This is a genomic window from Exiguobacterium sp. s123, assembly GCF_018617075.1.
Classification (GTDB): domain Bacteria; phylum Bacillota; class Bacilli; order Exiguobacteriales; family Exiguobacteriaceae; genus Exiguobacterium; species Exiguobacterium profundum.
On the sequence record NZ_JACSJL010000002.1, the window covers coordinates 90,606 to 116,953 of the forward strand.

Consider the following 26,348-nt stretch of genomic DNA (forward strand, 5'->3'; position numbering starts at 1 on the left):
ATCATGTCTGCTCCCCATCGGATTATCTTGATTCAAACGATGTCATCCGAATCGAATGGAATAACTTTCCGTTATTCCGCGATTCTGCCGCGAGCAAGATTCGTTCATGCGCATCGACATAATATGTGACAGTCTCTTTATTTTCTTCTTCACTAAAAATCGATGGATAGTTTTCAATCCACTCTTCCGGAACGGTCTCAGCCGATTCTGATTTCACATACGCTTGCGCGGTACGTCCGACCAAATCGGTTTCGCCTTCACTTGAACCAAGCGTCCCGTCATCGAGCCATTTACGAATCTGTTCGTTCGTTGCACGTGACAAGAATGGATGAGGTGCGACTGCTCCGGAGTTCGTCTCCTGTCGAAGAACTTCTTCCCCGTCCGGATTGAACTCTAAGTAGGTCTCTCCATCCCATTCTGCTTTCGCGCCAACATTTGGACCCGTCACGACTTCAGATACAAAATGTCCGTCCTCATCATATGTGACAAGGTACTCTCGTTCTTCGAGCTCTTCGCCTTCTTTTGGAAGTTTGCGTTCTTGATATCCGATCACGACATTCGAGTAGAATGGTTCGACTTTCTCTTCCTCTTCCCCGCTCAAATCCATGAGCACATAGAAGTTATAAGCGAGTAATGCCCCGACAATGAGGATGCCGGCCAATATCACCCAGCTCAACCTTTTTTTTATCTGTTGTTTCATAGCCTATCCTCCTCGTTTCTTCACTTACTATCCTACACTAGCGAGAAGGACAAGCAAAATATTTTTGACCGAAAAAGGGCCTCATCTGAGACCCTTTCGAATTAACCTAGTTTATCTTCATCTTTCTTTTGCATCTCTAGCCATTTATCTCGTTCATCCGGTTCGTCGGTAAGATCCTTGAATAAGGCAATCATCATAAAGATGAGCACGAAGATGAATGGGAAGGCTGCGAGAATCGCAACAGCTTGTAGAGCATCTAATCCACCAGCATACAACAATACGGCTGCGATTGATGATTGGATGATTCCCCAAGTCATTTTAATCCCCATCGGCGGGATGAGCTTCCCGTTCGATGTAAGCATACCGAGGACGTATGTCGCAGAGTCGGCCGATGTAATAAAGAATGTCGAAATCAAGAAGATGGCGATTACACTGAGTAGCGTCCCAAAACCACCGAACGTTTCAAACAGTGCGAACAGCCCGACCTCAGTACCGATTTCGTTTACTTGATCAATTAAGCTATATCCTCCGAACAAATCAGCCCAGATGGCCGAACCGCCGAAGACGGAGAACCATAATAATCCGAATGATGTCGGGACAAGTAAGATTCCGATGATAAATTCCCGAATCGTACGCCCTTTCGATACACGTGCGATAAACGTTCCGACGAATGGTGACCAAGAAATCCACCAAGCCCAGTAGAAGATAGTCCAACCGTTCACCCATTCACGTTCAACGGGTTCAAATGCGGCTGTACGGAAACTCATGCTCGGGAGCTGCTGCAAATAAGTTCCGACCGTTTGTGTGAACAAGTCGAAAATGAAAGCTGTCGGTCCCGCAAACATCGTCGCTACAAGTAGGACAATTGCCAAGAAAATATTCGTATTACTTAAAATTCGAATTCCTTTGTCAAGACCTGTCGAAGCACTGATCATGTAGAGCACCGTTACGACGGCAATGATGATCAACTGTGTCACGAAAGCGTTCGGTACCCCAGGGATGAGGTAATGAAGGCCACCGGCAATTTGTTGAGCACCAAAACCAAGTGAAGTCGCTACCCCGAATGCCGTCGCAATGACCGCAAGGATATCGACCGTTTGCTTCACGGGTTGTTCGTAGCGGTTATGGACGAGCGAACCGATCGTCTCCCCAATCGTCGCGGGACGACCTTTTCTAAACGTCGAATATGCGATGGCGAGCGCAATCATTGCGTAAATCGCCCATGGATGGAAGCCCCAATGGAAAAATGCATAACGCATAGCAGTCCGTGCATCTCCTTCAGGTGTAGGTGAAGCGAATGGTGGTGAGTGGAAGTGGAGCAACGGTTCAGCCGCTCCCCAGAAGATGAGTCCAATTCCCATCCCGGCACTGAATAACATGGCAAACCATGATAAATAACTAAATTCTGGACGATCTGTATCCTTTCCAAGTCGAATCGAACCATATCTTGAAAAGATTAAAAAGATGGCAACCAGTAAAAACCCGGTGGCGCTCAAGAGATAGAACCAACCCATCCCGTTTGAGAGCCAGCCTTGTAACGTACTCGTCACGTTTAATAGACTGGCATTACCTAATAAACTCTCGGGGAAAAGTCCCCAAATCGTAAATAAGCCAGTTATGATTGCAGATACGACGAATACGGTCGTCACACGGCTTTTTCGTTCCATAAAATCACTCCTATTTAATTTTCTATTTTCATATACGTTTTCCACCCTAACATACTTTTGAAACAAGTCACAACCCTATGTGTACATAAATGTATTGTTTACCGTCCAATAGATAGGTGTCTTGTCATCAAGTTGTTTCTTTGGGCTCCAGTGAAACAATCAATGTTTCATCGACCACATAGTAAGGTCTTTTTGGCAACGTTTTTAAATAACCCCCCTCTCGTAAACGGGTCAAATCGAGTTGAAGCGCGTTCTGAAATTTTTGTAACGGTAATTTCTTCTCCTGGTCCATATACAGATCGAGTGCCCGTTGCACTTGATCCATTTCATAAATGACGTCGCGTTCATCTTCCGGTACGATATGAAACGTCTCTTTTGACATGAAGAAACGTTGTTTCGGGATTCCCGAAAGGTGATGTTTCAAGCGTTTGGTGTCGATTTCTTGCGAGTCATCCAGTAGGACGGTGCGATTCACACCTTTTGGCAGTGTCTGTTCATATTCGTGAATCGCCTGACGCAATTCTGAAAGGGTGATATCAATTTCTCGATCCGGTTCCACCTCTTTTTGTTGCGTCAATCGTTTCCACCAACTCTTTCCGAGCTTCTCTTCTTTATCCATAAGCGCACCCCTCCCTGTCTTCCTGTTCCCGAATCTTTTAAAACTTTCACCTTAAAATTGCATATTCATGAAAAAAACCTTCCTTTTTTCAAAGGAAGGTCATGGACTAGCACTTATTTCAATTTGTTACGGAGAACCATTTGCAGGATTCCACCGTGACGGTAGTAATCAATTTCAACTTCAGAGTCGAAACGAGCGATGACTTTGAACTCTGTCACCGTTCCGTTTTCATGTGTCGCTTTTGCGTTCAAGATATCGCGCGGACGTACAGACTCATCGACTTGAATATCAATTGCTTCTTCACCAGTCAATCCGAGTGATTCAGCCGATTCACCGTCTAAGAACTGAAGCGGGAGCACACCCATCATGACAAGGTTCGAACGGTGAATCCGCTCGAAACTTTGTGCGATGACCGCACGGATTCCAAGAAGATTCGTCCCTTTCGCTGCCCAGTCACGAGATGATCCCATTCCGTAATCATTTCCTGCAAGGACAACAAGACCTGTTCCCTGTTCCTTGTACTTCATAGCCGCATCATACATTGGCATGATTTCACCAGTTGGCCAGTACGTCGTAAAGCCACCTTCAGTTCCTGGAGCAACTTGGTTGCGGATACGAATGTTTGCGAACGTACCACGCATCATGACTTCATGGTTACCACGGCGAGAACCATATGAGTTGAAGTCGATTGGCTCTACCCCTTTAGAAAGGAGGTATTGACCGGCTGGTGTCGTCTTCGAGAATGATCCAGCTGGCGAGATGTGGTCGGTCGTAACCGAATCCGCAAACTTCCCGATGACACGTAAGCCATTCAATGCATGAACCTCGCCCGCTTCTGGTTCGAGTTGTTCGAAGAACGGTGGGTTTTGGATGTATGTCGACTCATCTGAGAAGTCATACAAGTTTCCTTCCGGAACATCGAGTGCGTTCCAACGCTCGTTACCAGTGAAGACCGTTTCGTACTCTTTACGGAATGCTTCTGGTGATACGACGTCTTGGACAACCATTTTGATTTCATCGTTTGATGGCCAGATGTCTTTGAAGTATACTTCATTTCCATCTTTGTCTGTACCGAACGAATCATTCATGATGTCGAAGTTGACTGACCCGGCAAGAGCGTAAGCGACGACGAGCGGTGGTGATGCCAAGAAGTTTGCCTTCACGAGCGGGTGAACGCGCCCTTCAAAGTTACGGTTACCAGAGAGGACTGACGACACGAGCAAGTCGTTTTCTGTGATCGTATCTTCGACTTCACGGTCAAGCGGACCAGAGTTTCCGATACATGTCGTACAGCCGTATCCGACCGTGTTGAAGCCAAGTTCGTCCAAGTAAGAAGTCAAACCAGCCTTATCCAAGTAGTCCGTTACGACTTTCGAACCTGGTGCGAGTGATGTCTTCACGTATTTCGGAACGGTTAAGCCACGTTCAACGGCTTTCTTCGCAACGAGTCCAGCACCGACCATGACGTATGGGTTCGACGTGTTCGTACAGCTTGTGATGGCTGCAATCGCAACATCTCCCGTACTCATGTCGACTGCGCCGTCCTCGTACTTGACTGTCGCCGTTTTGTCGAGTTCAGAACGGTCAAGTCCGAAGCCACTGTTTCCTGCAGGAGCACTCAAGCTATCGATGAACGATGTTTGAACGTCTGAGAGGTTGATTCGGTCTTGTGGACGTTTCGGACCCGCAAGTGAAGGCTGGACTTTCGACAAGTCGAGTGTCAACACTTTTGTGAACGTTGGATCAGCTTGATCTGGTGTATAGAAGAGATCATTCGCTTTAGAGTATTCTTCGACGAGTGAAATCAACTCTTCAGAGCGACCAGTCGTACGCATGTAGTTCAATGTTTCCGTATCGACCGGGAAGAATCCACATGTCGCACCATATTCAGGCGCCATGTTTGCAATCGTCGCACGGTCTGAAAGTGGCATCGTGTGGAGCGACGGTCCGAAGAATTCAACGAATTTCCCGACAACTTTTTCATGACGGAGCATCTCTGTCACGACGAGCGCCACATCTGTCGCTGTCACACCAGGGTTTACTTCACCGATGATTTTGACACCGACGACGTCTGGCACTGGGAAGTATGATGGTTGACCGAGCATGCTTGCTTCCGCCTCGATTCCGCCGACACCCCAGCCAAGAACACCGAGTCCGTTGATCATCGTTGTGTGCGAATCCGTTCCGACGAGTGAATCTGGATAAGCAACTGTACCTTCTGCATCATTCTTCTCGAGGACGACAGATGCCAAGTACTCCAAGTTTACTTGGTGAACAATCCCCGTTGCAGGTGGTACGGCACGATAGTTGTCAAATGCCGTCTGAGCCCAACGTAAGAACTTATAACGTTCTTCGTTACGTTCAAATTCGATGTCCATGTTTTTCATCAATGCGCCAGCGAAACCATATGCGTCTACTTGAACTGAGTGGTCGACGACGAGATCGACAGGAATTTCTGGGTTGATTTTGTTTGGGTCTCCACCGAGGTCTGCCATCGCTTTACGAAGTGAAGCAAGGTCTACGACCGTCGGTACACCCGTGAAGTCTTGAAGTACGACACGTGCCGGTTTGAACGGTACGTCAATGTCTTTCGAGACGTCGGCAGTGCCCCATTTTGCCAAGTTCTCGACATGTTCTTTCGTGATGGCACGCCCGTCATGTTGACGGAGAACCGATTCAAGAAGAACGCGAATCGAATACGGAAGACGGCTGATGTCCGTCAATCCCTCTTCTTCCAATTTTTTCAAACGATAAAAATCATACGATTGCCCGTTCGCTTCGAACTTTGTCCGAGATGCGAAGGCGTCTAAAACATTCGTCTGTTCCATTGCAATTTCCCCCTTTTTGAAAGCGCCGACCACACGACAATGCGTAATCGCTTACTTTTCACATATTTATCATAATACAAGTATAGCGTGACGTAAAATACATTCCGTCACAAATTAGTCATAAGTAAAACTTATCAAAACTAAAATGACTTAATTCACAACAAAAAAACACCTCAGAAACGAGGTGTTTACATCTTATTCTTCCGTACCGATCTCTTCGTTGACGTCAAGTGCCTCAACAAGCGTCAAGTCATCTGCGTGACGCTCAGCGAACCGTTCATATGTGAACTCGTTCGCGAACAGGAGGACCGGACGTTCCCAACGGTCTGTAACGAGCATGTTCCGTGAATCTTGGAACGGTTTCAATGCCTTCAACTCTTTATCTTTGACCCAACGAGCAACGCTATATGAGACTGGTTCCATTCGAATATCGACGCCATATTCATTGTTTAAACGATATTCGAATACCTCGAATTGAAGTTGTCCGACCGCGCCGAGATAAATCTCGTTATATTCGTTGCGATACACTTGAATCGCCCCTTCTTGCGCAAGCTGTTCTACCCCTTTGTGGAAGTGTTTCGACTTGAGCGAGTTGACCGGCGAAACGCGCATGAACAATTCCGGTGGGAAAGTTGGCAGCGCCTCAAACGCAATCTTCTGCTTCGATGTGGTGATGGTATCTCCAATTTGATACGTCCCAGAATCATAGATCCCGATGACATCACCAGCAAACGCTTGGTCGACTGTTTCTCGATCGTTCGCCATCAATTGTGTCGATTGGCTCAATTTTATCTTTTTCCCAGTACGAGTGAGCGTCACATCCATCCCACGCTCAAACACACCTGAACAGATGCGTACAAAGGCGATGCGATCGCGGTGTGCCGGATTCATGTTCGCCTGAATCTTGAAGACGAATCCACTGAAGTCTTCTGATGTCGGATTGATTGGACCGACGTTCGACTTACGTGCCTCAGGAGCCGGAGACATCTCTAAATAGTGATTCAAGAACGCAGTCACCCCAAAGTCGACGAGCGCTGTTCCGAAAAATACCGGTGTCAATTTACCGCTCTGGATCGCCTCGACATTAATCTCGTTCCCCGCTCCATCGAGAAGGTCGATTTCATCGCGGAGGTTCATCAAGTTCTCTTCCGACAAATGATCGGCGAGAATCGGATCGTTCACTCCGTCCTCACCCAGTTGAAGTGTCGACTTCTCCCCACGGAACAAGTGGACCTCATTTTTCATTCGGTCGTAGACACCTTCAAACTGCATTCCACTTCCGATTGGCCATGTAATCGCGACAGAAGGCATGCCTAACACTTCTTCGAGCTCTTCCATCAATTCAAGCGGATCTTTTGCCTGACGATCCAACTTGTTCATAAATGTGAAGATTGGAATCCCACGCATCCGACAAACTTGGAATAGTTTTTTCGTCTGTGTTTCAATCCCTTTCGCAGCATCAATGACCATGACCGCGCTATCGACTGATGTCAACACGCGATACGTGTCTTCACCGAAGTCGTTGTGTCCTGGTGTATCCATGATCGATACAACCTTGTCTTGATAGATGAATTGCATGACAGACGATGTGACCGAGATCCCACGTTGTTTCTCGATTTCCATCCAGTCAGATTTTGCGTGTTTTGAGTTTTTGCGCGCCTTGACCGTACCTGCCTCGCGAATCGCACCACCGTGCAAAAGTAATTTTTCTGTTAATGTTGTTTTCCCCGCATCCGGGTGAGAGATAATGCCGAATATCCGACGTCTCTCGACTTCCTGTTTCAATTGGCTCATATAGGATAGACCTTTCCTTTCTCGTCTCAGTTCATGCTTATTCTCGTAGCAACGCTATCTATTCTAACGAAATCAATTCGGTTCGTCTATCCTAATGGGACGTACGCCTTTTGCAAATGGATTCTTTTTTGTATACTAACGATGAAAGCAAGTGAATGTATAGAACGGGGGAAAGACGATGCCAGAAAACTTGATGATGTATTTCATTGTATTCTGGGGATTCGTCATGATTGGACTCATGACGATTGGCGGGTACTTCATGTTTCGTAAGTTTTTAAAACGAATGCCAAAAGAAGATGGACGTTCCCTACTTGACATCGAAGATGATTATATAGAAAGAACGCGTCATCTCTGGACTCCGGAGACGCGGACGCTATTAGATCGTCTCGTCACACCGGTACCCGAGTTGTTCCGCGACGTGGCGATCCGAAAAATCGCAGGTAAAATCGGTCAATTCGCGCTTGAATCGCGTGCAAAAAAAATGACGACCGAACTTGTGGTAAAGGGTTACATCGCCGCAACACCGAAGCGCGATCACAAGTTCTTAAAGAAAGCGCTAACCGAAGAACAGATTGATTGGACGCCATACGAACACTATTTTCAGCAGTAGACTCTATCTCATTCAGATAGAGTTTTTTATTTGTCGAATTGTGCGATTCGCCTAATGGGTCAAAAGTACCTTTTCTCGAGCTTTATATTACATCGAAATAACGTTCACGAATTAGACAATATTGAAAACGCTTACAGTAAATTGGTATGACCAATATTAATATAACGTCTTTCATTTCGACACGAAAAAAAGGAATGACTGAATTGTTTTTCCCAACGCATAATGGATTTATCTTACAGTCAAGGATGGTCTATTATGCATGATGTAACACAAGTTTCACAAAAAACAAGCCATCAATCTGCCCACATGATTACCGAACATGAGACATTTCATCGGTTAATGCAGGAAAAAAATCGCTTCATCGTTCCAGCTATCATCTTCTCACTCATCTTTTATTTCACACTCCCGATTCTGACGAGCTATACGACGATCTTGAATACACCACTCATCGGGGACATCACTTGGGCTTGGGCGTTCGCCTTTTCCCAGTTCATTATGACTTGGACACTTTGTGTACTTTATATTCGACGTGCCCGTCGCTTTGACGCACTCGTCGAACAATTGAAAGACGAGGTGAGATCATGAATTGGACCGCGATCGCCCTCTTTATCGCCATTGTCGGACTCACGCTAGTGATTACATACTTTGCAGCAAGAAAAACAAAAACTGCCAGCGATTTTTATACGGGAGATGGTGGATTGACCGGATTTCAAAACGGTCTTGCCATTGCAGGCGACTATATGTATGCCGCATCGTTTCTCGGAATTGCAGGTATGATCGCGCTTGCGGGATTCGATGGGTTTTTCTATTCAATCGGTTTCCTCGTTGCCTATCTCGTTGTCCTCTATCTCGTCGCCGAACCATTGCGAAATCTTGGGAAATATACGATGGCAGACATGATTGCGGCACGTTTTAACAAGCCTCGCGTACGTGGTGTCGCAGCGATGAATGCGATTGTCATCTCCATTTTTTACATGATTGCGCAACTCGTCGGAGCGGGTGCTTTGATTGAACTGTTACTCGGAATCCCTTATACGACAAGTGTCGTCGTCGTCGGAATCTTAATGACAGTCTACGTCGTTTTCGGTGGCATGACGGCCACTTCTTGGGTACAAATCACGAAAGCCGTACTTCTGATGATTGGGACGGCAATCATTTCATTTCTCGTGTTCGCTCGTTTTGATTTCTCCGTCACGACGATGTTTAATGAAGTCAGTAAAGCGACCCCACTCGGAAGTGACTTCTTGAACCCTGGGAACAAGTTCAAGCTACCGCTCGATACCATTTCATTAAACATGGCGCTCGTGCTCGGTACGGCAGGGCTCCCTCATATTCTGATTCGCTTCTTCACCGTCAAAGATGCACCGACTGCTCGGCAATCCGTCGTCTATGCGACATGGATCATCGGTGCATTTTATATCTTGACCATTTTCCTAGGTTTCGGTGCCGCAGCATTCGTCGGACGTGATGCCATTCTCGCCGCAAACCCAGCCGGCAACATGGCGGCCCCTCTTCTCGCGCAAGTGCTCGGTGGTGACCTCTTGTTCGCTTTCGTTGCCGCAATCGCGTTCGCGACAATTCTTGCCGTTGTAGCAGGACTCGTACTGTCAGCCGCTTCCGCCTTCGCCCATGACTTCTACGGACATATCATTCGTAAAGGGGAAGCGACAGAAACTGAACAAGTGAAAGCCGCGCGAATCGCTTCAGTTGCGGTCGCCCTCGTCTCAATGGGACTAGCTTTTTTCGCCCAGTCGATGAACGTTGCGTTTCTTGTCTCGCTCGCCTTCGCCGTTGCGGCGAGTGCGAACTTACCTGTGATTCTCTTTACGATTTTCTGGAGACGCTTTAATACAGGTGGCGCCATTTGGGGAATGGTCGTCGGTTTGTTCTCCTCACTGATTCTAGTCGCACTCAGCCCGAACCTTTGGGCTCCGGACGGTTCAGCCATCTTTGTCGGTGAAGCCCTATTCCCACTATCCAATCCCGGGATTGTATCAATCCCCCTCGGTTTCATCGCTGCCGTGATTGGTACACTGGTCACGAAATCAGATGAAGCAGCAGGAAACTATGAACGCGTCCTCGTCAAGGCGAACACTGGAATCGACGCGGAGACCGAAGTCGCCGCTACGAAAGCAGACTAAATAAAAAATGGAGTGGCTCAACGCCACTCCATTTTTACGTGATTGCGATTCGTTTATATTTTTGATACATGGCGATTCGCCACGGGACAATCATCCCCCAAGCAATCAAATAGAACAATCCGCCGGTCGAGAAGATATCGACCTCATGACCGACCCAAACCTTCATTGCTGTACGGATGGCAAGGAGTGCGAACACGACCACGAAAAATGCTTTCGATCGTGAGAGATACACTTCGCCGTCCCGTTTTTCAAAGTTTGATGTCTTAATCAAAAACAGACTGAAGATGAGCCCGACCGCAAGGGCCTCAGCCACTTCGACCCATGATAAGCGAAACGCGGGAATCAAAAACTGAATCATCCCGGTCGTCATCGCAAGTGGTGGGATTAAAATTTTCTTCGCATTCGTCGGCTTTGCCGATGCTTTTACACGAACAAAGCTCGCTACGATACCCATTAACAACGCGACGAGAGTCGACCCCCATAACATTGACATCTCGGTCAACCCCTTAAAATCCGGTGAATCCGACAAGCTCGCTCATCCATGCAGCGAACCGATTCATTCCGTCAAAATATAATAGTACGCCGAACACCATCATCAAATAGCCTCCGACTTTTGCCACTTTTGCACTGTTGCGTGCTAAGTACTTGATCTTGCCAACGAATGCGACCATCACCAAAAATGGAATTGCAAATCCGATGACATACGCCAACATATAGCCGAGCCCTTGACTCGGGTTCGTGGCGGCTAGTGCGATCACACCAGCTAAAATCGGACCTGTGCACGGTGTCCAACCGGCCGCAAATCCAATACCAATTAAAACGGTACCAAAATAACCGCTCTTTCGTTCGCCGATATCCATTTTCTTTTCACGCATCATAAATTGCGGTTGCCATAAGCCCGCCAAAAAGACGCCGAACACGAAAATCAAAATGGCGCCGAACATGCGTAGACTGTCCTTGTATTGGATGAAGACGTCTGCGATCAACGAAGTCGACAACCCTAGCACAAGAAAGACAATCGAAAAACCGAATAAGAACGAAAATGTGTGGAACCAAGCTGTACGCTGTTTTAATCCTTCATTTTTTAACTCAGATACGGAAACCCCAGTGATATACGAGAGAAAGACCGGATACAACGGGAGCGTACATGGTGACAAGAACGATAAGACGCCCGCCCCAAATGCGAGCCATAATGTGACTTCCATGACGATTTCCACCTTTCACGACCATTATAGCGAAATCCTATTTAAATTGCTCGAATCTTTTCTTTCAAACTTCAACATCATTTTGTAATTTTTGAAATGGAAATGAAACTTGTCATCTGTAAACGGAGGTGCTAAGATTTGGATATTCCAGTTCACAAAATTCTAATTTACATGATGGGGGAACGAACGTGGCAGTCACCGCAGCAGATACACTACACCAGGCCATTGAACAAAAACGTGATGAACTGTATAAAATCGCGTCAAAGCATTCTTGGACCTCACCTGAAGTCATTTCAGTAAGCCAAGAACTTGACTCTCTAATCACTCGTCATGTCCTATCAAAGCATAATAAAGAGCAATTTCATTCTTGAAACTTGACGGCTCGTCACCTTGTGTGACGAGCTTTTTCCATGGAAAAAAGGACACCTGAATAGGTATCCTTTCCAAATCAAGACATCAGACGTTGTCCGGATTGCAGTTCATACATCTTTTTGTACAGTCCGTCTTGTTTCAATAACTGTTGATGATTGCCACGCTCTACGATTTCACCGCGATGCAAGACCAATATCAAATCTGCATCTTGAATCGTCGACAGGCGGTGAGCGATTGCAATCGTCGTCCGACCCCGACGCATCCGATCGAGCGCAGTCTGTACACGCTCTTCTGTTTCGGTATCGATGGAGCTTGTCGCTTCATCGAGAATAAGCACCTTTGGATTACGTGCGACCGTACGGGCAAAAGCGAGCAATTGACGCTCCCCGCTTGAGAACGTCGCTCCACGCTCTCCGACGACATGGCCATAGCCAGCATCCAACTTTTCAATGAACGTATGCGCTTGGACGAATTCAGCAGCTTCACGCGCGCGCTCAGAATCGATGTCCGGATTGAACAGCTTCAAATTCTCTTCAATTGTTCCGGTGAATAAGAATGGGTCTTGTAGGACAAGCCCGACCTGATGACGAAGCTCTTGCTCCTCGAACTGTTCGAGCGGTTGCCCGTCAATCGTGATGCGACCAGATTCATATGGGTAAAAACGGGTCAACAAATTGATGATTGAACTTTTACCACTCCCAGTATGACCAACGAGCGCTACCGTCTCACCAGGTTTCGCCACGAACGAAATTTGTTTCAACACGTCAACTTCTCCGTCGTAACTGAACGTCACGTCTTCGAATCGAACTTCCCCATCAGTGATCCGCGCTTCACCAGGCATCCGTTTACCTGGAGCCGGTTCATCCGTATCTAAAATTTTGAAGACACGATCCGCCGATACGACGGCTTGTTGAAATTCGCTCAATCGTTGCATGATATCGAGTACAGGACGGAAAATACGTTCAATATAGCTGATGAAAGCATACACGACCCCTACCTGAACCTGTTCACTCATGGAGAGCACCCCATAATAGCCGAGCAGACCGATGATGGAGAAGGCAAGAAGGAGTTCGATGATTGGGCGTAGCAACATGCTATCGAGTTTTAAGTTCCGATATCGTGCCTCCTGATGCGCTTCGTTCGTCTCTTCGAACTGACGGATGAGACGCTCTTCTTGACGAAATTGTTGAATGATGCCCATCCCGTTGATGGATTCGTTCAACTGGGCGTTGAGTTGTGACAACAAATCCCGCACTTGCGCGAAATATTTCGTCGAGAAACGACGATACGCCCAAATGATAAGCCAGAAGAGAGGCAACAAGATGAGCCCCATCGTCGCGAGCGGGGGCTCCAAGATGTAGAGGAAGATATACGTCCCAATCAACTGAACGGCAGACTGAACGAACGTACTCATCACTCCGACATAGAGCTCTTTCACCGCCTCCGTATCGTTCGTAATACGCGATACAAGGACGCCCGCTGGTGTACGGTCAAAATAAGCGAGCCGCATCCCCATGACGTGGCGGAAAATATCCATCCGAATATTTTGAACAATCTTCAGCGCAATCTTTTGAAACGAAATCGATTGTAGATAATCAAACACGATTGCAGATACGTGAAGAACCATATAGATGGCGAAGAGAGCGATGACCCAGTTCGTTGGATAGACACCCGGTGTGACGAATTCATCGATGAACACTTTGATTAGAAACGGCCCTGCCAACTTTGCACCTGTCGCAATCAAGAGAAATACGAAGGCGACACTGAGCGGTTTACCATACCGTTTCGCGTAACTGAGCAGTCGCTTGATGACTTGCCATTCTTGGACATCATGTTTCATCGTGTCCACCCCCTTCTACAATCGCTTCAAGTTTCTGACGATCATATGTCTCTCGATACCAGCCTGTCTCCTGAAGCAATGCCTCATGACGACCTCGCTGAATGATATTTCCGTCCTCAATCACGAGAATCTCGTCAGCATGTTCCACGGCGGAAAGTCGATGGGCGACGATGACGCGCGCCTGGTCCGGATTGCCGACTCGAAAATGCTCGATAATCGACTCTTCCGTTTTCGCATCGACCGCAGACAACGCATCATCTAATATCAAGACGTCAGCCGCTGTCATGAGCGCCCGTGCGATGGAAATCCGCTGTTTCTGGCCACCTGATAATGTGACCCCGCGTTCACCGACGAGTGTCGCATAGCCTTCCGGAAGACGGACGATATCTTCATGCACCTCAGCGACCTTAGCCGCTTCGATGATTTCTTCCATGCTCGCATCGGGTCTTCCGAACGCGATATTGTTCGCAATCGAATCCGAGAACAAGAAGTGATCTTGCGGCACGACCGCAATCTTATCCATAAGAAGTGACTTTTTCACTTGGCGGATGTTGATCCCGCCGATTTTAATCTTTCCATCTTTCACGTCATACTCACGTGTCAACAGACGGACAATCGTTGTCTTCCCTGCACCTGTTCTGCCGACAATCCCGATGGTTTTTCCACGCTCAATCCGAAAATGAACATTGTGGAGCACAACGGTCTCGTCATAGGCGAAGTTTCGAATATCAACTTCCACCTCTGAATGAGAGAGCGTCGTCGCAGCCATGCGGTCGTCTTGAATCTCAGGTTTGACGGCGAGCATCCGCTCAATCCGGTCGTAAGACGCACGTCCACGCTCCACGATGTTGAACAACCATCCAAAGGCTAACATTGGCCATGTCAACAGTGCCAAATAAGCTGTGAAGCTGACGATCTGTCCAATCGTCAATTCTCCTTGTTCAATCAAGACGGCTCCATACCCGACCGAAAGGATATAAGACAATCCGACAATTCCGAAGATGGTCGGGTCGTATAAGGCATCAATCTTCGCGACTCGTACGTTTTTGGCCATGACTTCACTCGATAAATTCTCAAACGATTCCACGTCCCGACCGACTTCCCCCGTCGATTTTAAGACACGGACGCCACTGACACTTTCTTGCACTTTGTCATTCAATTCTGAAAATGCCGCTTGGGCGACCCCGAATCGGCTATGTAACATCTTTCCATATCGCGTCGTCAAAGCGACCATGATTGGTAACGGTAGTAAGGCAACGAGCGTCAATTTCCAACTGATTGTTGTAATCATCGTGATGATGACGAACGTCCCAAGTGTCACGCTATCGACGAGTGTTAAAATCCCCGCACCGGCCGTCATCGATACGGCTTGTACATCATTTGTCGCATGGGCCATCAAATCACCGACCCGTGACTTTTTATAAAATCGCTGATCAAGATCTGTGAAATGCCGATATAGTTGGCTACGAAGCATTCTTCCTAGACGAATCGATGCGCCGAAGATAAAATAGCGCCAAAAGAAGCGGGCGATATAGTTTCCAATTCCAACAGCGGCAAGTCCCCCTAATAATAGCCAGAGTGTGTCGGACGAAAGCGAACCACGGTTGATCTCATCGACAATCCGTCCGATGATGCGTGGTGGAATCAGTTCTAGACCAGCCACGAAGATCAGTAAGACGATGCCGAGCGCGTACGTCTTCCACTCAAGACGCAAAAACCAAGATAATTGTTTGAATACACGAATGTGAAACGCCCCCCTTTGTCTTTAGATGAAGATTATTTATTAATCGTAGCGAAAGTCTGTTCGATTGTCTAACAAAAAGAGGAAACAAAAAAGCACTTCGGGAACCGAAGTGCTTTCGTGATTGATTATGATTTCTTTTCGTTTTTCATCTGCACGTTCATGGCGCGCATCACTTGGTTGACTTTCTTCTGTGATGGCTTTTGACCCATCTGCATCATCAACGTACGAATCATATCTTCATTGATTGGCGGGTTCTGTTCAAGGTAGTTCATCATGTATTTACGCGCGATAAAGAATCCAATCGCGATACCCCCGATGAGTGCTGCCACGACAAGAAGAATCCAGAATAATGTACTCAAGGCTTTACCTCCTCTACCATATGAAACATCGTTTTTTACTATACACTAAATTGAACAACTTCGCTAGTCGTCCAGAAAAAAAGTGACGGCCAAACAATTGGCCGTCACAACAATCTAACTTGAGATTAAAGTGATTTTACTGCATTGACGACGTTGTCGACTGACATGCCGTACTCTTTCATGAGGAGGTCACCAGGTGCAGATGCTCCGAACTTGTCGATTCCGAGCACTTTACCACCGAATCCTACATATTTGTACCATCCAAGTGTCGCACCCGCTTCAAGTGATACACGTTTCGTGACTGAAGATGGAAGAACAGATTCTTTGTACTCTGCAGATTGCGCTTCGAAGAGTTCCCATGATGGCATCGAGACGACTGCCGCTTTCACACCTTCTGACGCGAGCTGTTCACGCGCTTCAACGAGAACGTGTACTTCAGAACCTGTACCGAGCAAGAGAACGTCTGCATCTTTCGATTCACCTGCAACGACGTAAGCTCCTTTTGCTGCCGTTTCAATAGATGTACCTTCGAGTTCTGGTAACGCTTGACGAGTCAAGACGAGAAGTGAAGGAGTCGTTTTCGATGTCACTGCTTGTTTCCAAGCTGCAATCGTTTCTTTGCCGTCAGCAGGACGAAGAACAGAGAGGTTCGGCATCGCGCGGAAGCTCATCAAATGTTCGACCGGCTCGTGCGTTGGGCCATCTTCACCGACTGCGATTGAGTCGTGCGTCAAGATAAACGTCGATGGAAGTCCCATAAGTGCTGCGAGACGGACTGCAGGACGGAGGTAATCCGAGAAGACGAAGAACGTCGCACCGTAAGGAAGGACACCACCGTGAAGGGCCATACCGTTCACAGCTGCAGCCATCGCGAACTCACGAACACCGAACCAGATGTTACGGCCAGCTGGATCTTCATCGAAGTCTGCCGCACCTTTGATCATCGAGTTGTTCGATCCGGCAAGGTCAGCCGACCCACCGAAGAGTGTCGGTACTGCTTTTGCGATTGCGTTTAACACTTCACCGCTCGTTTGACGTGTTGCTTTTTTCGAACCGATTTCGAATGTCGGCAACTCGCTATCCCAACCTTCAGGAAGCTCATTGTTCATCGCACGCTCGAACTGTGCTCCGAGCTCAGGGTGTGCCGCTTTATACGCTTCAACGAGTTCGTTCCAGTCTGACTCATATTTCGCACCAGGCTCGACAACTTTCTCGTTGAATAAGTCATATACTTCGTTTGGAACGTAGAATGACTCGCCTTCCCATTTGTAGAACTGTTTCGTCAATTCGATTTCAGCGTCTCCAAGTGGCGCACCGTGTGATGCCGATTTACCCGACTTGTTCGGTGAACCGAATCCGATGACCGTTTTGACTTCGATCAATGTCGGCTTCGACGTCTCTGCTTTCGCAGCATCAATCGCTTTTGCGATTGAATCGATGTCCGTTCCGTCTTCGACACGAATAACTTGCCATCCGTAAGCGTTGAATCGGTCTTCTACGCTTTCAGAGAATGACTTATGAAGGTCGCCATCGAGAGAGATGTCGTTTGAATCGTAAAGAACGACGAGTTTACCAAGTTTCAAGTGACCTGCAAGAGAAGCCGCCTCAGCAGATACACCTTCCATCAAGTCTCCGTCACCGCAAATGCCGAACGTGTAGTGGTCAACGACGTTGAACTCGTCGCGGTTGTAAGTCGCTTCTAAGTGTTTCTCTGCCATGGCCATCCCGACAGCCATCGCAATCCCTTGTCCAAGTGGGCCCGTCGTCGCATCTACCCCAGCCGTGTGGCGGTACTCAGGGTGACCAGGTGTTTTCGAGTCCATTTGACGGAATGATTTCAAATCGTCCATCGACAAATCATAGCCAGACAAGTGAAGGAGCGAATACAAGAGCATCGATCCATGACCCGCTGAAAGCACGAAACGGTCACGGTTGAACCAGTTCGGGTTTTTCGGGTTGTGACGCATTTTATCTGTCCAAAGTGTAAACGCCATTGGGGCAGCGCCCATCGGCATCCCTGGGTGACCAGAGTTCGCTTTTTGGACCGCATCAATTGAGAGCGTCCGAATCGAGTTAATCGCTAATAATTCTTTAGTAGTTGTTTCCACTAATTTCATCCTCTCTGTGTTAAGAAGGTTTTCTACCCGTCATATTTTATCACACTCAATCGTGTGTCACAACTAATTAATTAGTATAACACATTTGGTGAAATCGTTTCCTTCTATTGTATGAAATAGCGTGTAATCCGTTCGTCTGATGCGTGTTCGTGTATAACAAAAATGCACATCCTATACGAAATAGGATGTGCATTCGGAATCACTCACCGCGATAACGTTTTTGGTCTTCTTTCAACTTCTCTGGGGTAACGTCGTTCCCATCTGGGTCGACGACTTTCATCCCCATCATCTGTGATTTGAACGATTGACGAAACGCCTTCAAATATTCTTGACGCAAGTCTTGTTGCTCGTTCATTTCGTCTTGAGACAGTCCTTCTGTCTTCGCTTTGTTGGCGAGGAAATTGATTCGCTCCAATTGTCCTGGTGCTAACATCTGACTCGCCCCCTCTCTAGTGAATTTGTTCTTATACTTTACAAAATCAAAGAGGAAGAATCAAGTTTCAGCTACTGACTGGTGCTCGAGATAACGTCGATTGACGGTCGCTTTCGAGACTTCATAACCAAATCCTCGAAGGGTCGCCGCAATCTCAGCAAACGTCAAGCCACGCTCGCGTAATTGAATAATCTCTTCAATCGGCACTTCGATTCGATGTCGCCCGCCTTGATCGTTATTTTGAATATTGCGCTGTGGGTTAAATCCGTTGGCGACGGCACGGCGCATCCCGCGAGAAATTTTAGCGTTATGAATCTTACGCTGATACTCTTCGACAACACTGACAATCTCCAATACCATCTTCTCGGCATCGGAAACGACATAGTCCGACGTCGACTGCATCGTCAGCAATCGCACGTCATGCTTCATTAGAGTATGCAAAATCGCAATCTTGGCATTCCCTCGTCCTAAACGACTGTCATCCGTGACGAGAACAGCATCGAGCTGAGAAGTGGATACATGGTCAAGTAAATCAAGTAGCCCTTGCCGATTGACTTCATAACCGCTCTCTTGCTCTGTGATGACATCTATGACGTCGGCCCCTAATCCCGAAGCCAGCTGCTGTAATTCTTCGACTTGCCGACTGAGTGATGTCTCTTGGGTAGACTTGTTCGTCGATACCCGGCAATAGATGACGACTCGCATCGCACCACTCCCTTTCATTGCATTCATTTGTTACGATACACAGTTCAAGAATAGTTCGCAATGAAGAACAATCACTCAGCGGCATACCATTTCATTTTTCGTTCGTTATGCTCTTCACGCTCTGCCATGATCTGTGCTTCGAGCGATTCCGCTTCGACGTACGCGACCTCTTGTTCAATCGTCCGCTCTGACGTGACGACCGGATCGACAACTTTTGGTTCCCCTCGCATTTCACCAGCCAAATAAAAAGCGAACATCCCGACCAAGAGCATCCCGACTAAAATGATTCCGTTGAGTGTGTCTTTCATGATTGAATTGCCTCCCGTATAAGAATATATGTTCGTTAGAACGTTTGTTCGTTTATCTGTTCTCATCATAAAACAAGAACCCGTGTTCGGTCAACACAAAAAAACGAACGAATGTTTGTACGCTCATGTGTTCTTGTGTTACACTAGACACATAAAGAATAGGATGCGATTGCAGGTTATTCGATTATATCGAGGTGAACATAATGAAAAAAATGTCAGCGCGACAACAACAGATTCTTGATTTCATCAAAGACGAAGTACGGGCTAAAGGTTATCCGCCTTCTGTTCGTGAAATTGGAGAAGCCGTCGGTTTAGCATCTAGTTCGACCGTACACGGTCATCTAGATCGTTTAGAGAAACGCGGATTGATTCGTCGAGATAAGACGAAACCTCGCGCGATTGAAATTTTGACTGACGATATGCCGTCAATAGAAGAGCAAGAGTCCGTCATGTACGTACCGGTCATCGGGAAGGTCACTGCCGGGACACCGATCACCGCCATCGAGAACGTGGAAGAACACTTCCCGCTCCCGGCACATATCGTCGGGTCAGATAATGTATACATGTTGTCTGTCTCTGGGGATTCGATGATCAACGCAGGCATCTTGGACGGGGACCGGGTGCTCGTGCGCCAACAGAGCACGGCCGACAATGGAGAGATTGTCGTCGCCATGACGGAAGAAGGCGAAGCGACCGTGAAGCGAATTTACAAAGAAGCTTCAAAGGTTCGCCTTCAACCGGAGAACGACGAGTTAGAAGCGATGTATTTTGACAACGTCTCGATTTTAGGGAAGGTTATCGGTGTATACCGGACGATTCATTAATGGCTAGTGGCAAGACCCATACCCGTACGAATCTCGTGGCAACCGGAGCACTCGCGGTTGCCACGCCTTTTCTTGAAATCGATGTTCCATTCTCTTTGATCATCGGCGCCATTATCGGTACACTCTGGCTCTCCCCGGACCTCGATTTAAAATCAGACGCCTATTATCGATGGGGACCACTCAAATTGATCTGGCTCCCTTACGTAAAGCTTATGCCGCACCGTTCGCTCTTCTCACACTTACCTGGTTTGAGTGATGTGATTCGGATTGCGTATATCGGCTTCCCGCTCGTGCTGATCTTGCCCTTCACGGCATACGAAGAGGCAATCCGCTCATGGGTGGACATTCATGGCATGTCTTTCTTTTTAGGGCTCGTGTTTGCGACGACACTGCATACGACGCTCGACTATACTTCAACGTTTTTCAAAAAAGCGTTTTAACCAACAAAGGACCACCTTCGTGAAGTACAGAAGGTGGTCCTTTGTTTTAATTGGAATGATAACGTGTTATAGAGTATCCATTTTATGAATGAAATGCTTAAACTAATACGACCCGATCTTTCCTGCACGCAAATTATCGAGATGAGTTGGAAGAAATCCGATATTGTCAAACTATGAAGGAGGAGAACTTGATGGTAAAAGCATTAAATGAGCTGATGGACTTTATCGAACAGCACTTAACGGAAGAACTCTTAGATTCAGAGATCACAAAAATCACCGGACTATCTGCTCATCATTTTAAGAGAATGTTTTCGTATATGTCAGGAATGACACTTCACACTTATATACGAAATCGACGGTTTTCTATCGCAAATGAAAAATTGGTTCATGGTTCAAGCGTAACAGAAATCGCATATCTCTATGGATATCAATCGGTCGAAGGGTTTTCCAGAGCGTTTCGAGATTGGTCTGGTCATTTGCCTTCTGAAGTCATGAAGAATCACATTCAAAAGTCGTTCCCTCGCTTCACGTTTTATATCGATATAAAAGGAGGAACATCAATGGAGTTCAAGTTAGAAGAAAAAGAAGCTTTTCAAATCGTTGGAGTTTCAAAGCGTGTCCCTATTCAATTCGAGGGAGTCAACGAAGAAATCATGGAACTCGCGAAGTCGATTACGGAACAGCAACGGGCTCACATGCATGAATTGGGCAATTTATATCCGCATCGTGCCTTGAACGTATCGTTCAACTTTGATGACGGTCACTTAGAAGAAGAAGGTTATTTGACACATATGATCGGTTTTGCCACGACAAGAGAAATTAAGTATGACGATGTCGAAGTGATCTCAATCCCAAAAAGTTTATGGGCAATCTTCCCGAACACTGGACCATTCCCAAGCACTCTACAAGAGACGATGGCAAGAACCTATGCAGAATGGTTACCTTCTTCGGGATACGCACTTCAAGACTTACCAAGCATTTCATTTAGCAAAATAGAAACAGGATATGACAACGTATATAGCGAGGTTTGGGTCCCTGTGAAGGTTAGAGAAGAGCCGGAATCATAAAGATATCTCCGCTATTATGATTTATCAAAAAGAGTATGGACAACCCAAATTGAGGGATGCTCCATACTCTTTAATGTATCTCTTCTATTTAGTAGAGCGTCATGTACTGATCGCGTTCCCACTCTGTTACTTGCATACGGAACATATCCCACTCGATTTCTTTCAACTCGAGGAAGTGTTCACCGATATGCTCACCAAGTGAGTCCATCACGACTTTGTCCGCACGAAGGACTTCGAGTGCGTCGAAGAGTGTGGCCGGGAGATCGTCGATTCCGTTTGCTACACGCTCTGGCTTGTCCATCACGTAGATGTTGCTATCGATTGGTTTAGGTGCATTCAAATCTTTTTCGACCCCGTCAAGACCTGAAGCCAAGAGGGCAGCAAGTGCAAGGTACGGGTTCGCCGCCGGGTCAACCGAACGTACTTCGATACGAGTCGAGAGACCACGTGCCGCTGGTACACGTACGAGTGGCGAACGGTTACGTGCGCTCCATGCAACATAGCAAGGTGCTTCGTAGCCTGGTACGAGACGCTTGTATGAGTTCACAGTCGGGTTACATACTGCCGTGAAGGCACGAGCGTGCTCCAAGATACCGGCTGTGAACGCGCGAGCTGTGTCTGAAAGTTCCATGTCGCCGTTTGGATCGTAGAAGACGTTTGTGTCGCCTTTGAAGAGTGACATGTTCGCATGCATCCCTGAACCGTTTACACCGAAGAGCGGCTTCGGCATGAACGTCGCGTGAAGACCATACTTCGCTGCAATCGTCTTAACGACGAGTTTGAACGTTTGGATGTTATCTGCCGTCGTGACAGCATCTGCGTATTTGAAATCGATTTCGTGTTGTCCTGGTGCTACTTCGTGGTGTGATGCTTCGATTTCAAAGCCCATGTTTTCAAGTTCGATGACGATCTCTTTACGGCAGTTCTCACCGAGGTCAACTGGTGCCAAGTCGAAGTATCCACCTTGGTCGTTGAGTTCAAGAGTCGGGCGACCTGATGCGTCTTTTTTGAACAAGAAGAACTCTGGCTCTGGTCCAACGTTGAACGCTGTGAAACCAAGTTTTTGCATCTTCTCAAGGTTACGCTTGAGTGTACCGCGCGGGTCACCGCTGAACGGTGTGCCGTCTGGGTTATAAATATCGCAAATTAAGCGAGCAACTTTTCCGCTGCCATCTGTCCACGGGAAGACAACCCACGTGTTGAGGTCTGGATACAAGTACATGTCTGATTCCTCGATGCGGACGAATCCTTCGATTGACGATCCGTCAAACATCATCTTGTTATCAAGTGCTTTGTCCAATTGACTGATCGGCACCTCGACGTTTTTGATTGTTCCGAGGATGTCCGTGAATTGAAGACGAATAAAGCGTACGTCTTCCTCTTGTGCGATGCGTTTAATGTCTTCTTTTGTGAACGTTTTTCTGGCCATGGTAAAATGTCCCCTCTCACATTGCGTAATGGTTGATGTGTGCGGCGTTATCGATAGAAACGTGAAAGCTCACCTTGAATGAGCGACGTCTTATTGAAACGACCGGCTTCTTGAAGCTGTGTTTTCAACAAATGATGTAACTCTTTTTCCGAAACCTTCGGTGCTTCACTGACCGGTGCGGTCGGAGCAGATGCTTCCTCCGCTTCTTTTTCACCTTCTTGCTCTAACATGTGGCGAATCGCCGCCAAGTTAAAGCCTTGATCAATGTAATCCTTGATTGCGAGTAGACGTTCGACATCATTAAAGGAATAAAGTCGTCGTTTCGATTCCGTCCGACTAGGCGAAATCAGACCCTGTTCTTCGTAATACCGAATCTGTCTACCTGTCAGTTGCGTCAAATCTTGGACGATTCCAATCGGAAACAACGGGTTGGAGCGACGAAATTGATCGGCCATCCTTACCCCTCCTTTTCTGTCTCACAATGTGAGAATAATATATGACAACAATCCTGTCAATAGATGTTAATAAAGTTAACATGACAGATTAGTTACAAATGTGTCGGCTGATTTTGGTCATTGAATTTGACCAATCCTTTACCGTGTAATTGGCTCAACGCCAACATGAGCGCGACTTTTACGTGAGCATACGTCAGACCACCTTGGACGTACGCTGTATACGGTGCCCGAAGCGGACCATCGGCAGACAGCTCGATGGATGATCCCTGAATAAATGTCCCAGCTGCCATGATGACGTCATCTTCATAACCTGGCATATAGGCCGGCACCGGTAACGCATGAGCATTGACCGGCGATGCCATTTGGATGCTCTGACAAAACGCAATCATCTTGTCGCGGTCACGGAACGTCACTGACTGAATCAAGTCCGTTCGTGGGGTCGTATAGTGGGGGTCTGTTTCGAATCCGATCAACGACAAAAGACTTGCCGTCAAATGCGCCCCTTTCAATGCTTGTGCGACTGTATGAGGTGCCATATAGAAGCCTTGATACATCTCTTGAAGCGAGTAGAGTGATGGTCCGGCTTCACTTCCGATACCTGGAGTCGTCATCCGGAACGAACAGCGTTCAATCAACTCTTTCGTACCAGCGATATAACCACCCGTCTTCGCCAATCCACCGCCTGGGTTCTTGATGAGGGAACCTGCCATCAAGTCAGCCCCGACATGCGTCGGTTCGATTGTTTCGACAAACTCACCGTAACAGTTGTCTACGAACACATATACATGCGGATGTGCCGCTTTGATCCGTTCGATGGCGACTTTGATTTCATCGACTGGGATACTGCGACGATTCGCATACCCTTTCGATCGCTGAATCCCGACTAGTTTCGTCTCAGGACGGATCCGTTCGATGACGCGGTCGATGTCGATTTCACGTTCCTCTTTTAACTCGACAGTATCGTAATGGACACCGAGTTCTTTCAACGAACCGCGACCATCGCCACGGATGCCAACAATCTCCTCAAGCGTGTCATACGGCTTCCCCGTGATATAGAGCAGCTCATCGCCTGGTAGAAGGACACCGAACAAGGCAATCCCAATTGCATGGGTACCGGAGATGATCTGCGGTCGGCATAGCGCGAGCTCGGCTCCGAACACATCCGCATAAATGGATTCGAGCGTGTCCCGGCCGATATCGTCATACCCATATCCCGTCGTCGGATTAAAATGAAAATCCGACACTTTATACTTTTTAAACGATTCTAGGACGCGATACTGGTTGAATTCGGCCGTCTCGTCAATCCTTTCGAAAAACGGTTTGACCCGTGCCTCCGCTTTTTTTACGAACGGCGCGAGCGCATCATAATGTTCAATCTTTTCTTGCCACATACTTACACCTCAAATTGTTTTAGCGTCGCGTATAGACGCGTGTCTTCTCTCATATAACCTACTAATTCGACAGAACCGTCATCTAAAAAGCTCTCTTCAAGACGATACATCGCCTCTTTGGCCGGGTGATAGTGTTCAAACGCCGTCACCGGGAGAATGACATGGACTTTTGTCAAAATGTCCGCAATCTTATCCTCGAGAGCACCTGTCAACGTCACGATATCTTCCGAGGCGATTGCCGAGATCAATAGCGGTCCGCCGACGAAGTCTTCCGTGAGACGGTCTTTCTTATTATATACCTCGAGCTGAGGCACCTCACTCGCACCGAGTTCCTCTAATACCGCATTCGTCGTATCGATTTGATTCAGATAATGTGGGTTCGATGCATCGATGACATGAAGGATCAAGTCGGCACCGACAACTTCTTCTAATGTCGAACGAAACGCGGCAACGAGTTTCGTCGGCAAATCACGGATGAATCCGACCGTATCTGTGATCAGTACCTTCCCACCTCGCGGAAGTTCGAGCTCGCGCGTCAACGGGTCGAGCGTCGCAAACAATTCATCCTGCTCGTACGTGTCGGCATCGGTCAATCGGTTAAAGATTGTCGACTTCCCAGCATTCGTATACCCGACGAGCGCGACTTGGAATACCCTGTTTTCTTTTCGGCGTTCTCGGTAACGTCCACGGTGTGCGACTGTCCCCTCGAGCTGTTTCGTGATTTCATCGATGCGGCGCTTGATGTGACGACGATCCGATTCAAGTTTAGTCTCACCAGGACCACGCGTCCCGATTCCACCACCGAGTCGCGAAAGCTGTGTGCCTTGACCGATGAGACGCGGCAGCAAATAGTTCATCTGCGCGAGTTCGACCTGCAATTTCCCTTCGCGCGATTGCGCACGGCTCGCAAAGATGTCCAAGATGAGCTGTGTGCGGTCAATCAACTTCATCTCATCTGGGTCGTTCAAGGCGATGCGAATGTTTTTCGACTGTGCCGGTGTCAATTCGGCGTTGAAAATCAATAAGTCCGGCTCGAACTGTTCGACGAGCATCGCGAGTTCCTCGATTTTCCCTTTCCCGATAAAGGTACGACGGTCGATTTGTTGACGCTTTTGGTCGAGTCTGGCAACGACTTCGCCTTGCGCCGTGTCCACGAGTTCGACGAGCTCGCCCATCGACTGTTCATATGTCCAATCATCGGTACTAGGCAACTGACAACCGACGATGACAACTTTTTCACGTTCAATCATGTAATCCCTCATTCCATAAAGTCTCACCTTCCATCTTACCACGAATCAGC

Annotated in this window: 25 protein-coding genes; 7 read left to right on the forward strand and 18 right to left on the reverse strand. The window is 47.4% G+C overall.

Annotation, left to right across the window (positions count from 1 at the left end; genetic code table 11):
• Nucleotides 1–22: 22 nt before the first annotated feature.
• From KNO72_RS04320 to KNO72_RS04340, 5 genes are all read right to left on the reverse strand, one after another.
• Entirely contained in the window at nt 23–700 is a 678-nt protein-coding gene (locus KNO72_RS04320) for a hypothetical protein (protein ID WP_078147019.1), read from the reverse strand.
• Between the two features lie 101 nt (nt 701–801).
• Nucleotides 802–2,367, reverse strand: a complete 1,566-nt coding sequence (locus KNO72_RS04325) for a BCCT family transporter (protein WP_214684117.1) — start codon at nt 2,365–2,367, stop codon at nt 802–804.
• A 127-nt stretch (nt 2,368–2,494) separates the two neighbouring features.
• Nucleotides 2,495–2,986, reverse strand: a complete 492-nt coding sequence (locus KNO72_RS04330; protein ID WP_159562396.1) for a DUF3939 domain-containing protein — start codon at nt 2,984–2,986, stop codon at nt 2,495–2,497.
• Nucleotides 2,987–3,099: 113 nt separating this feature from the next.
• The gene (gene acnA / locus KNO72_RS04335; protein ID WP_214757344.1) at nt 3,100–5,814 is read right to left on the reverse strand and encodes an aconitate hydratase AcnA; all 2,715 of its coding nucleotides are present in this window, start codon (nt 5,812–5,814) and stop codon (nt 3,100–3,102) included.
• Nucleotides 5,815–6,009: 195 nt separating this feature from the next.
• Nucleotides 6,010–7,608 carry a peptide chain release factor 3 gene (locus KNO72_RS04340; protein WP_214757346.1) on the reverse strand — a complete coding sequence of 533 codons (1,599 nt, stop codon included), beginning with the start codon at nt 7,606–7,608 and terminating at the stop codon, nt 6,010–6,012.
• Between the two features lie 178 nt (nt 7,609–7,786).
• On the opposite strand from KNO72_RS04340, the gene KNO72_RS04345 reads away from it, so the two are divergent.
• From KNO72_RS04345 to KNO72_RS04355, 3 genes are all read left to right on the forward strand, one after another.
• The gene (locus tag KNO72_RS04345; protein ID WP_031423504.1) at nt 7,787–8,218 is read left to right on the forward strand and encodes a DUF2621 domain-containing protein; all 432 of its coding nucleotides are present in this window, start codon (nt 7,787–7,789) and stop codon (nt 8,216–8,218) included.
• 306 nt (nt 8,219–8,524) lie between these two features.
• Nucleotides 8,525–8,803, forward strand: coding sequence for a DUF485 domain-containing protein (locus tag KNO72_RS04350; RefSeq protein WP_251028280.1), 279 nt, complete (start codon nt 8,525–8,527; stop codon nt 8,801–8,803).
• Nucleotides 8,800–10,359, forward strand: coding sequence for a solute symporter family protein (locus KNO72_RS04355; protein ID WP_214757350.1), 1,560 nt, complete (start codon nt 8,800–8,802; stop codon nt 10,357–10,359). The genes KNO72_RS04350 and KNO72_RS04355 overlap by 4 nt, the downstream gene beginning before the upstream one ends.
• A 34-nt stretch (nt 10,360–10,393) precedes the next feature.
• Here the strand turns inward: KNO72_RS04355 and KNO72_RS04360 are convergent, their stop codons facing one another.
• Together KNO72_RS04360 and KNO72_RS04365 are read right to left on the reverse strand one after the other, a co-directional pair.
• Nucleotides 10,394–10,846 (reverse strand): CcdC family protein, encoded by a 453-nt coding sequence (locus KNO72_RS04360; protein ID WP_078147931.1) that lies wholly within the window; start codon nt 10,844–10,846, stop codon nt 10,394–10,396.
• Nucleotides 10,847–10,865: 19 nt separating this feature from the next.
• A complete protein-coding gene (locus KNO72_RS04365) occupies nt 10,866–11,564 on the reverse strand; it encodes a cytochrome c biogenesis CcdA family protein (protein ID WP_078147025.1) in 699 nt (232 codons plus the stop codon).
• A 188-nt stretch (nt 11,565–11,752) separates the two neighbouring features.
• Between KNO72_RS04365 and KNO72_RS04370 the strand changes: the two genes are divergently transcribed.
• Nucleotides 11,753–11,935 (forward strand): aspartyl-phosphate phosphatase Spo0E family protein, encoded by a 183-nt coding sequence (locus KNO72_RS04370; RefSeq protein WP_214730608.1) that lies wholly within the window; start codon nt 11,753–11,755, stop codon nt 11,933–11,935.
• Nucleotides 11,936–12,012: 77 nt separating this feature from the next.
• Here the strand turns inward: KNO72_RS04370 and KNO72_RS04375 are convergent, their stop codons facing one another.
• From KNO72_RS04375 to KNO72_RS04405, 7 genes are all read right to left on the reverse strand, one after another.
• Nucleotides 12,013–13,776, reverse strand: coding sequence for an ABC transporter ATP-binding protein (locus tag KNO72_RS04375; protein WP_214757351.1), 1,764 nt, complete (start codon nt 13,774–13,776; stop codon nt 12,013–12,015).
• The gene (locus tag KNO72_RS04380) at nt 13,766–15,520 is read right to left on the reverse strand and encodes an ABC transporter transmembrane domain-containing protein (protein ID WP_214757543.1); all 1,755 of its coding nucleotides are present in this window, start codon (nt 15,518–15,520) and stop codon (nt 13,766–13,768) included. Before KNO72_RS04380 ends, KNO72_RS04375 begins: the two co-directional genes overlap by 11 nt.
• Nucleotides 15,521–15,645: 125 nt before the next feature.
• Nucleotides 15,646–15,879, reverse strand: coding sequence for a YneF family protein (locus KNO72_RS04385; protein WP_012726454.1), 234 nt, complete (start codon nt 15,877–15,879; stop codon nt 15,646–15,648).
• Nucleotides 15,880–16,004: 125 nt separating this feature from the next.
• Nucleotides 16,005–17,996 carry a transketolase gene (tkt, locus tag KNO72_RS04390; RefSeq protein WP_041917901.1) on the reverse strand — a complete coding sequence of 664 codons (1,992 nt, stop codon included), beginning with the start codon at nt 17,994–17,996 and terminating at the stop codon, nt 16,005–16,007.
• 199 nt (nt 17,997–18,195) lie between these two features.
• Nucleotides 18,196–18,429 (reverse strand): DUF896 domain-containing protein, encoded by a 234-nt coding sequence (locus tag KNO72_RS04395; RefSeq protein WP_078147028.1) that lies wholly within the window; start codon nt 18,427–18,429, stop codon nt 18,196–18,198.
• Nucleotides 18,430–18,489: 60 nt separating this feature from the next.
• The gene (locus KNO72_RS04400) at nt 18,490–19,134 is read right to left on the reverse strand and encodes a YneB family resolvase-like protein (protein ID WP_012726457.1); all 645 of its coding nucleotides are present in this window, start codon (nt 19,132–19,134) and stop codon (nt 18,490–18,492) included.
• A gap of 71 nt (nt 19,135–19,205) precedes the next feature.
• Nucleotides 19,206–19,442, reverse strand: a complete 237-nt coding sequence (locus KNO72_RS04405; RefSeq protein WP_012726458.1) for a hypothetical protein — start codon at nt 19,440–19,442, stop codon at nt 19,206–19,208.
• Between the two features lie 203 nt (nt 19,443–19,645).
• Here KNO72_RS04405 and lexA point away from each other — a divergent pair, with 203 nt between their 5' ends.
• From lexA to KNO72_RS04420, 3 genes are all read left to right on the forward strand, one after another.
• Nucleotides 19,646–20,266 (forward strand): transcriptional repressor LexA, encoded by a 621-nt coding sequence (lexA, locus tag KNO72_RS04410; protein WP_214733559.1) that lies wholly within the window; start codon nt 19,646–19,648, stop codon nt 20,264–20,266.
• Nucleotides 20,266–20,706 (forward strand): metal-binding protein, encoded by a 441-nt coding sequence (locus tag KNO72_RS04415; RefSeq protein WP_214757353.1) that lies wholly within the window; start codon nt 20,266–20,268, stop codon nt 20,704–20,706. The genes lexA and KNO72_RS04415 overlap by 1 nt, the downstream gene beginning before the upstream one ends.
• 191 nt (nt 20,707–20,897) lie before the next feature.
• Nucleotides 20,898–21,773, forward strand: coding sequence for an AraC family transcriptional regulator (locus tag KNO72_RS04420; protein WP_214686890.1), 876 nt, complete (start codon nt 20,898–20,900; stop codon nt 21,771–21,773).
• Between the two features lie 88 nt (nt 21,774–21,861).
• On the opposite strand, the gene glnA is transcribed toward KNO72_RS04420, so the two are convergent.
• The 4 genes from glnA to hflX all read right to left on the reverse strand — a co-directional run bounded on the left by glnA (nt 21,862) and on the right by hflX (nt 26,298).
• The gene (gene glnA, locus KNO72_RS04425; protein WP_031423481.1) at nt 21,862–23,202 is read right to left on the reverse strand and encodes a type I glutamate--ammonia ligase; all 1,341 of its coding nucleotides are present in this window, start codon (nt 23,200–23,202) and stop codon (nt 21,862–21,864) included.
• Nucleotides 23,203–23,249: 47 nt separating this feature from the next.
• Nucleotides 23,250–23,657 carry a MerR family transcriptional regulator gene (locus tag KNO72_RS04430; RefSeq protein ID WP_214757356.1) on the reverse strand — a complete coding sequence of 136 codons (408 nt, stop codon included), beginning with the start codon at nt 23,655–23,657 and terminating at the stop codon, nt 23,250–23,252.
• A gap of 92 nt (nt 23,658–23,749) precedes the next feature.
• Nucleotides 23,750–25,048, reverse strand: a complete 1,299-nt coding sequence (locus KNO72_RS04435; RefSeq protein WP_214757358.1) for a methionine gamma-lyase family protein — start codon at nt 25,046–25,048, stop codon at nt 23,750–23,752.
• Between the two features lie 2 nt (nt 25,049–25,050).
• Nucleotides 25,051–26,298, reverse strand: coding sequence for a GTPase HflX (gene hflX, locus KNO72_RS04440; RefSeq protein ID WP_078147034.1), 1,248 nt, complete (start codon nt 26,296–26,298; stop codon nt 25,051–25,053).
• Nucleotides 26,299–26,348 lie beyond the last annotated feature (50 nt).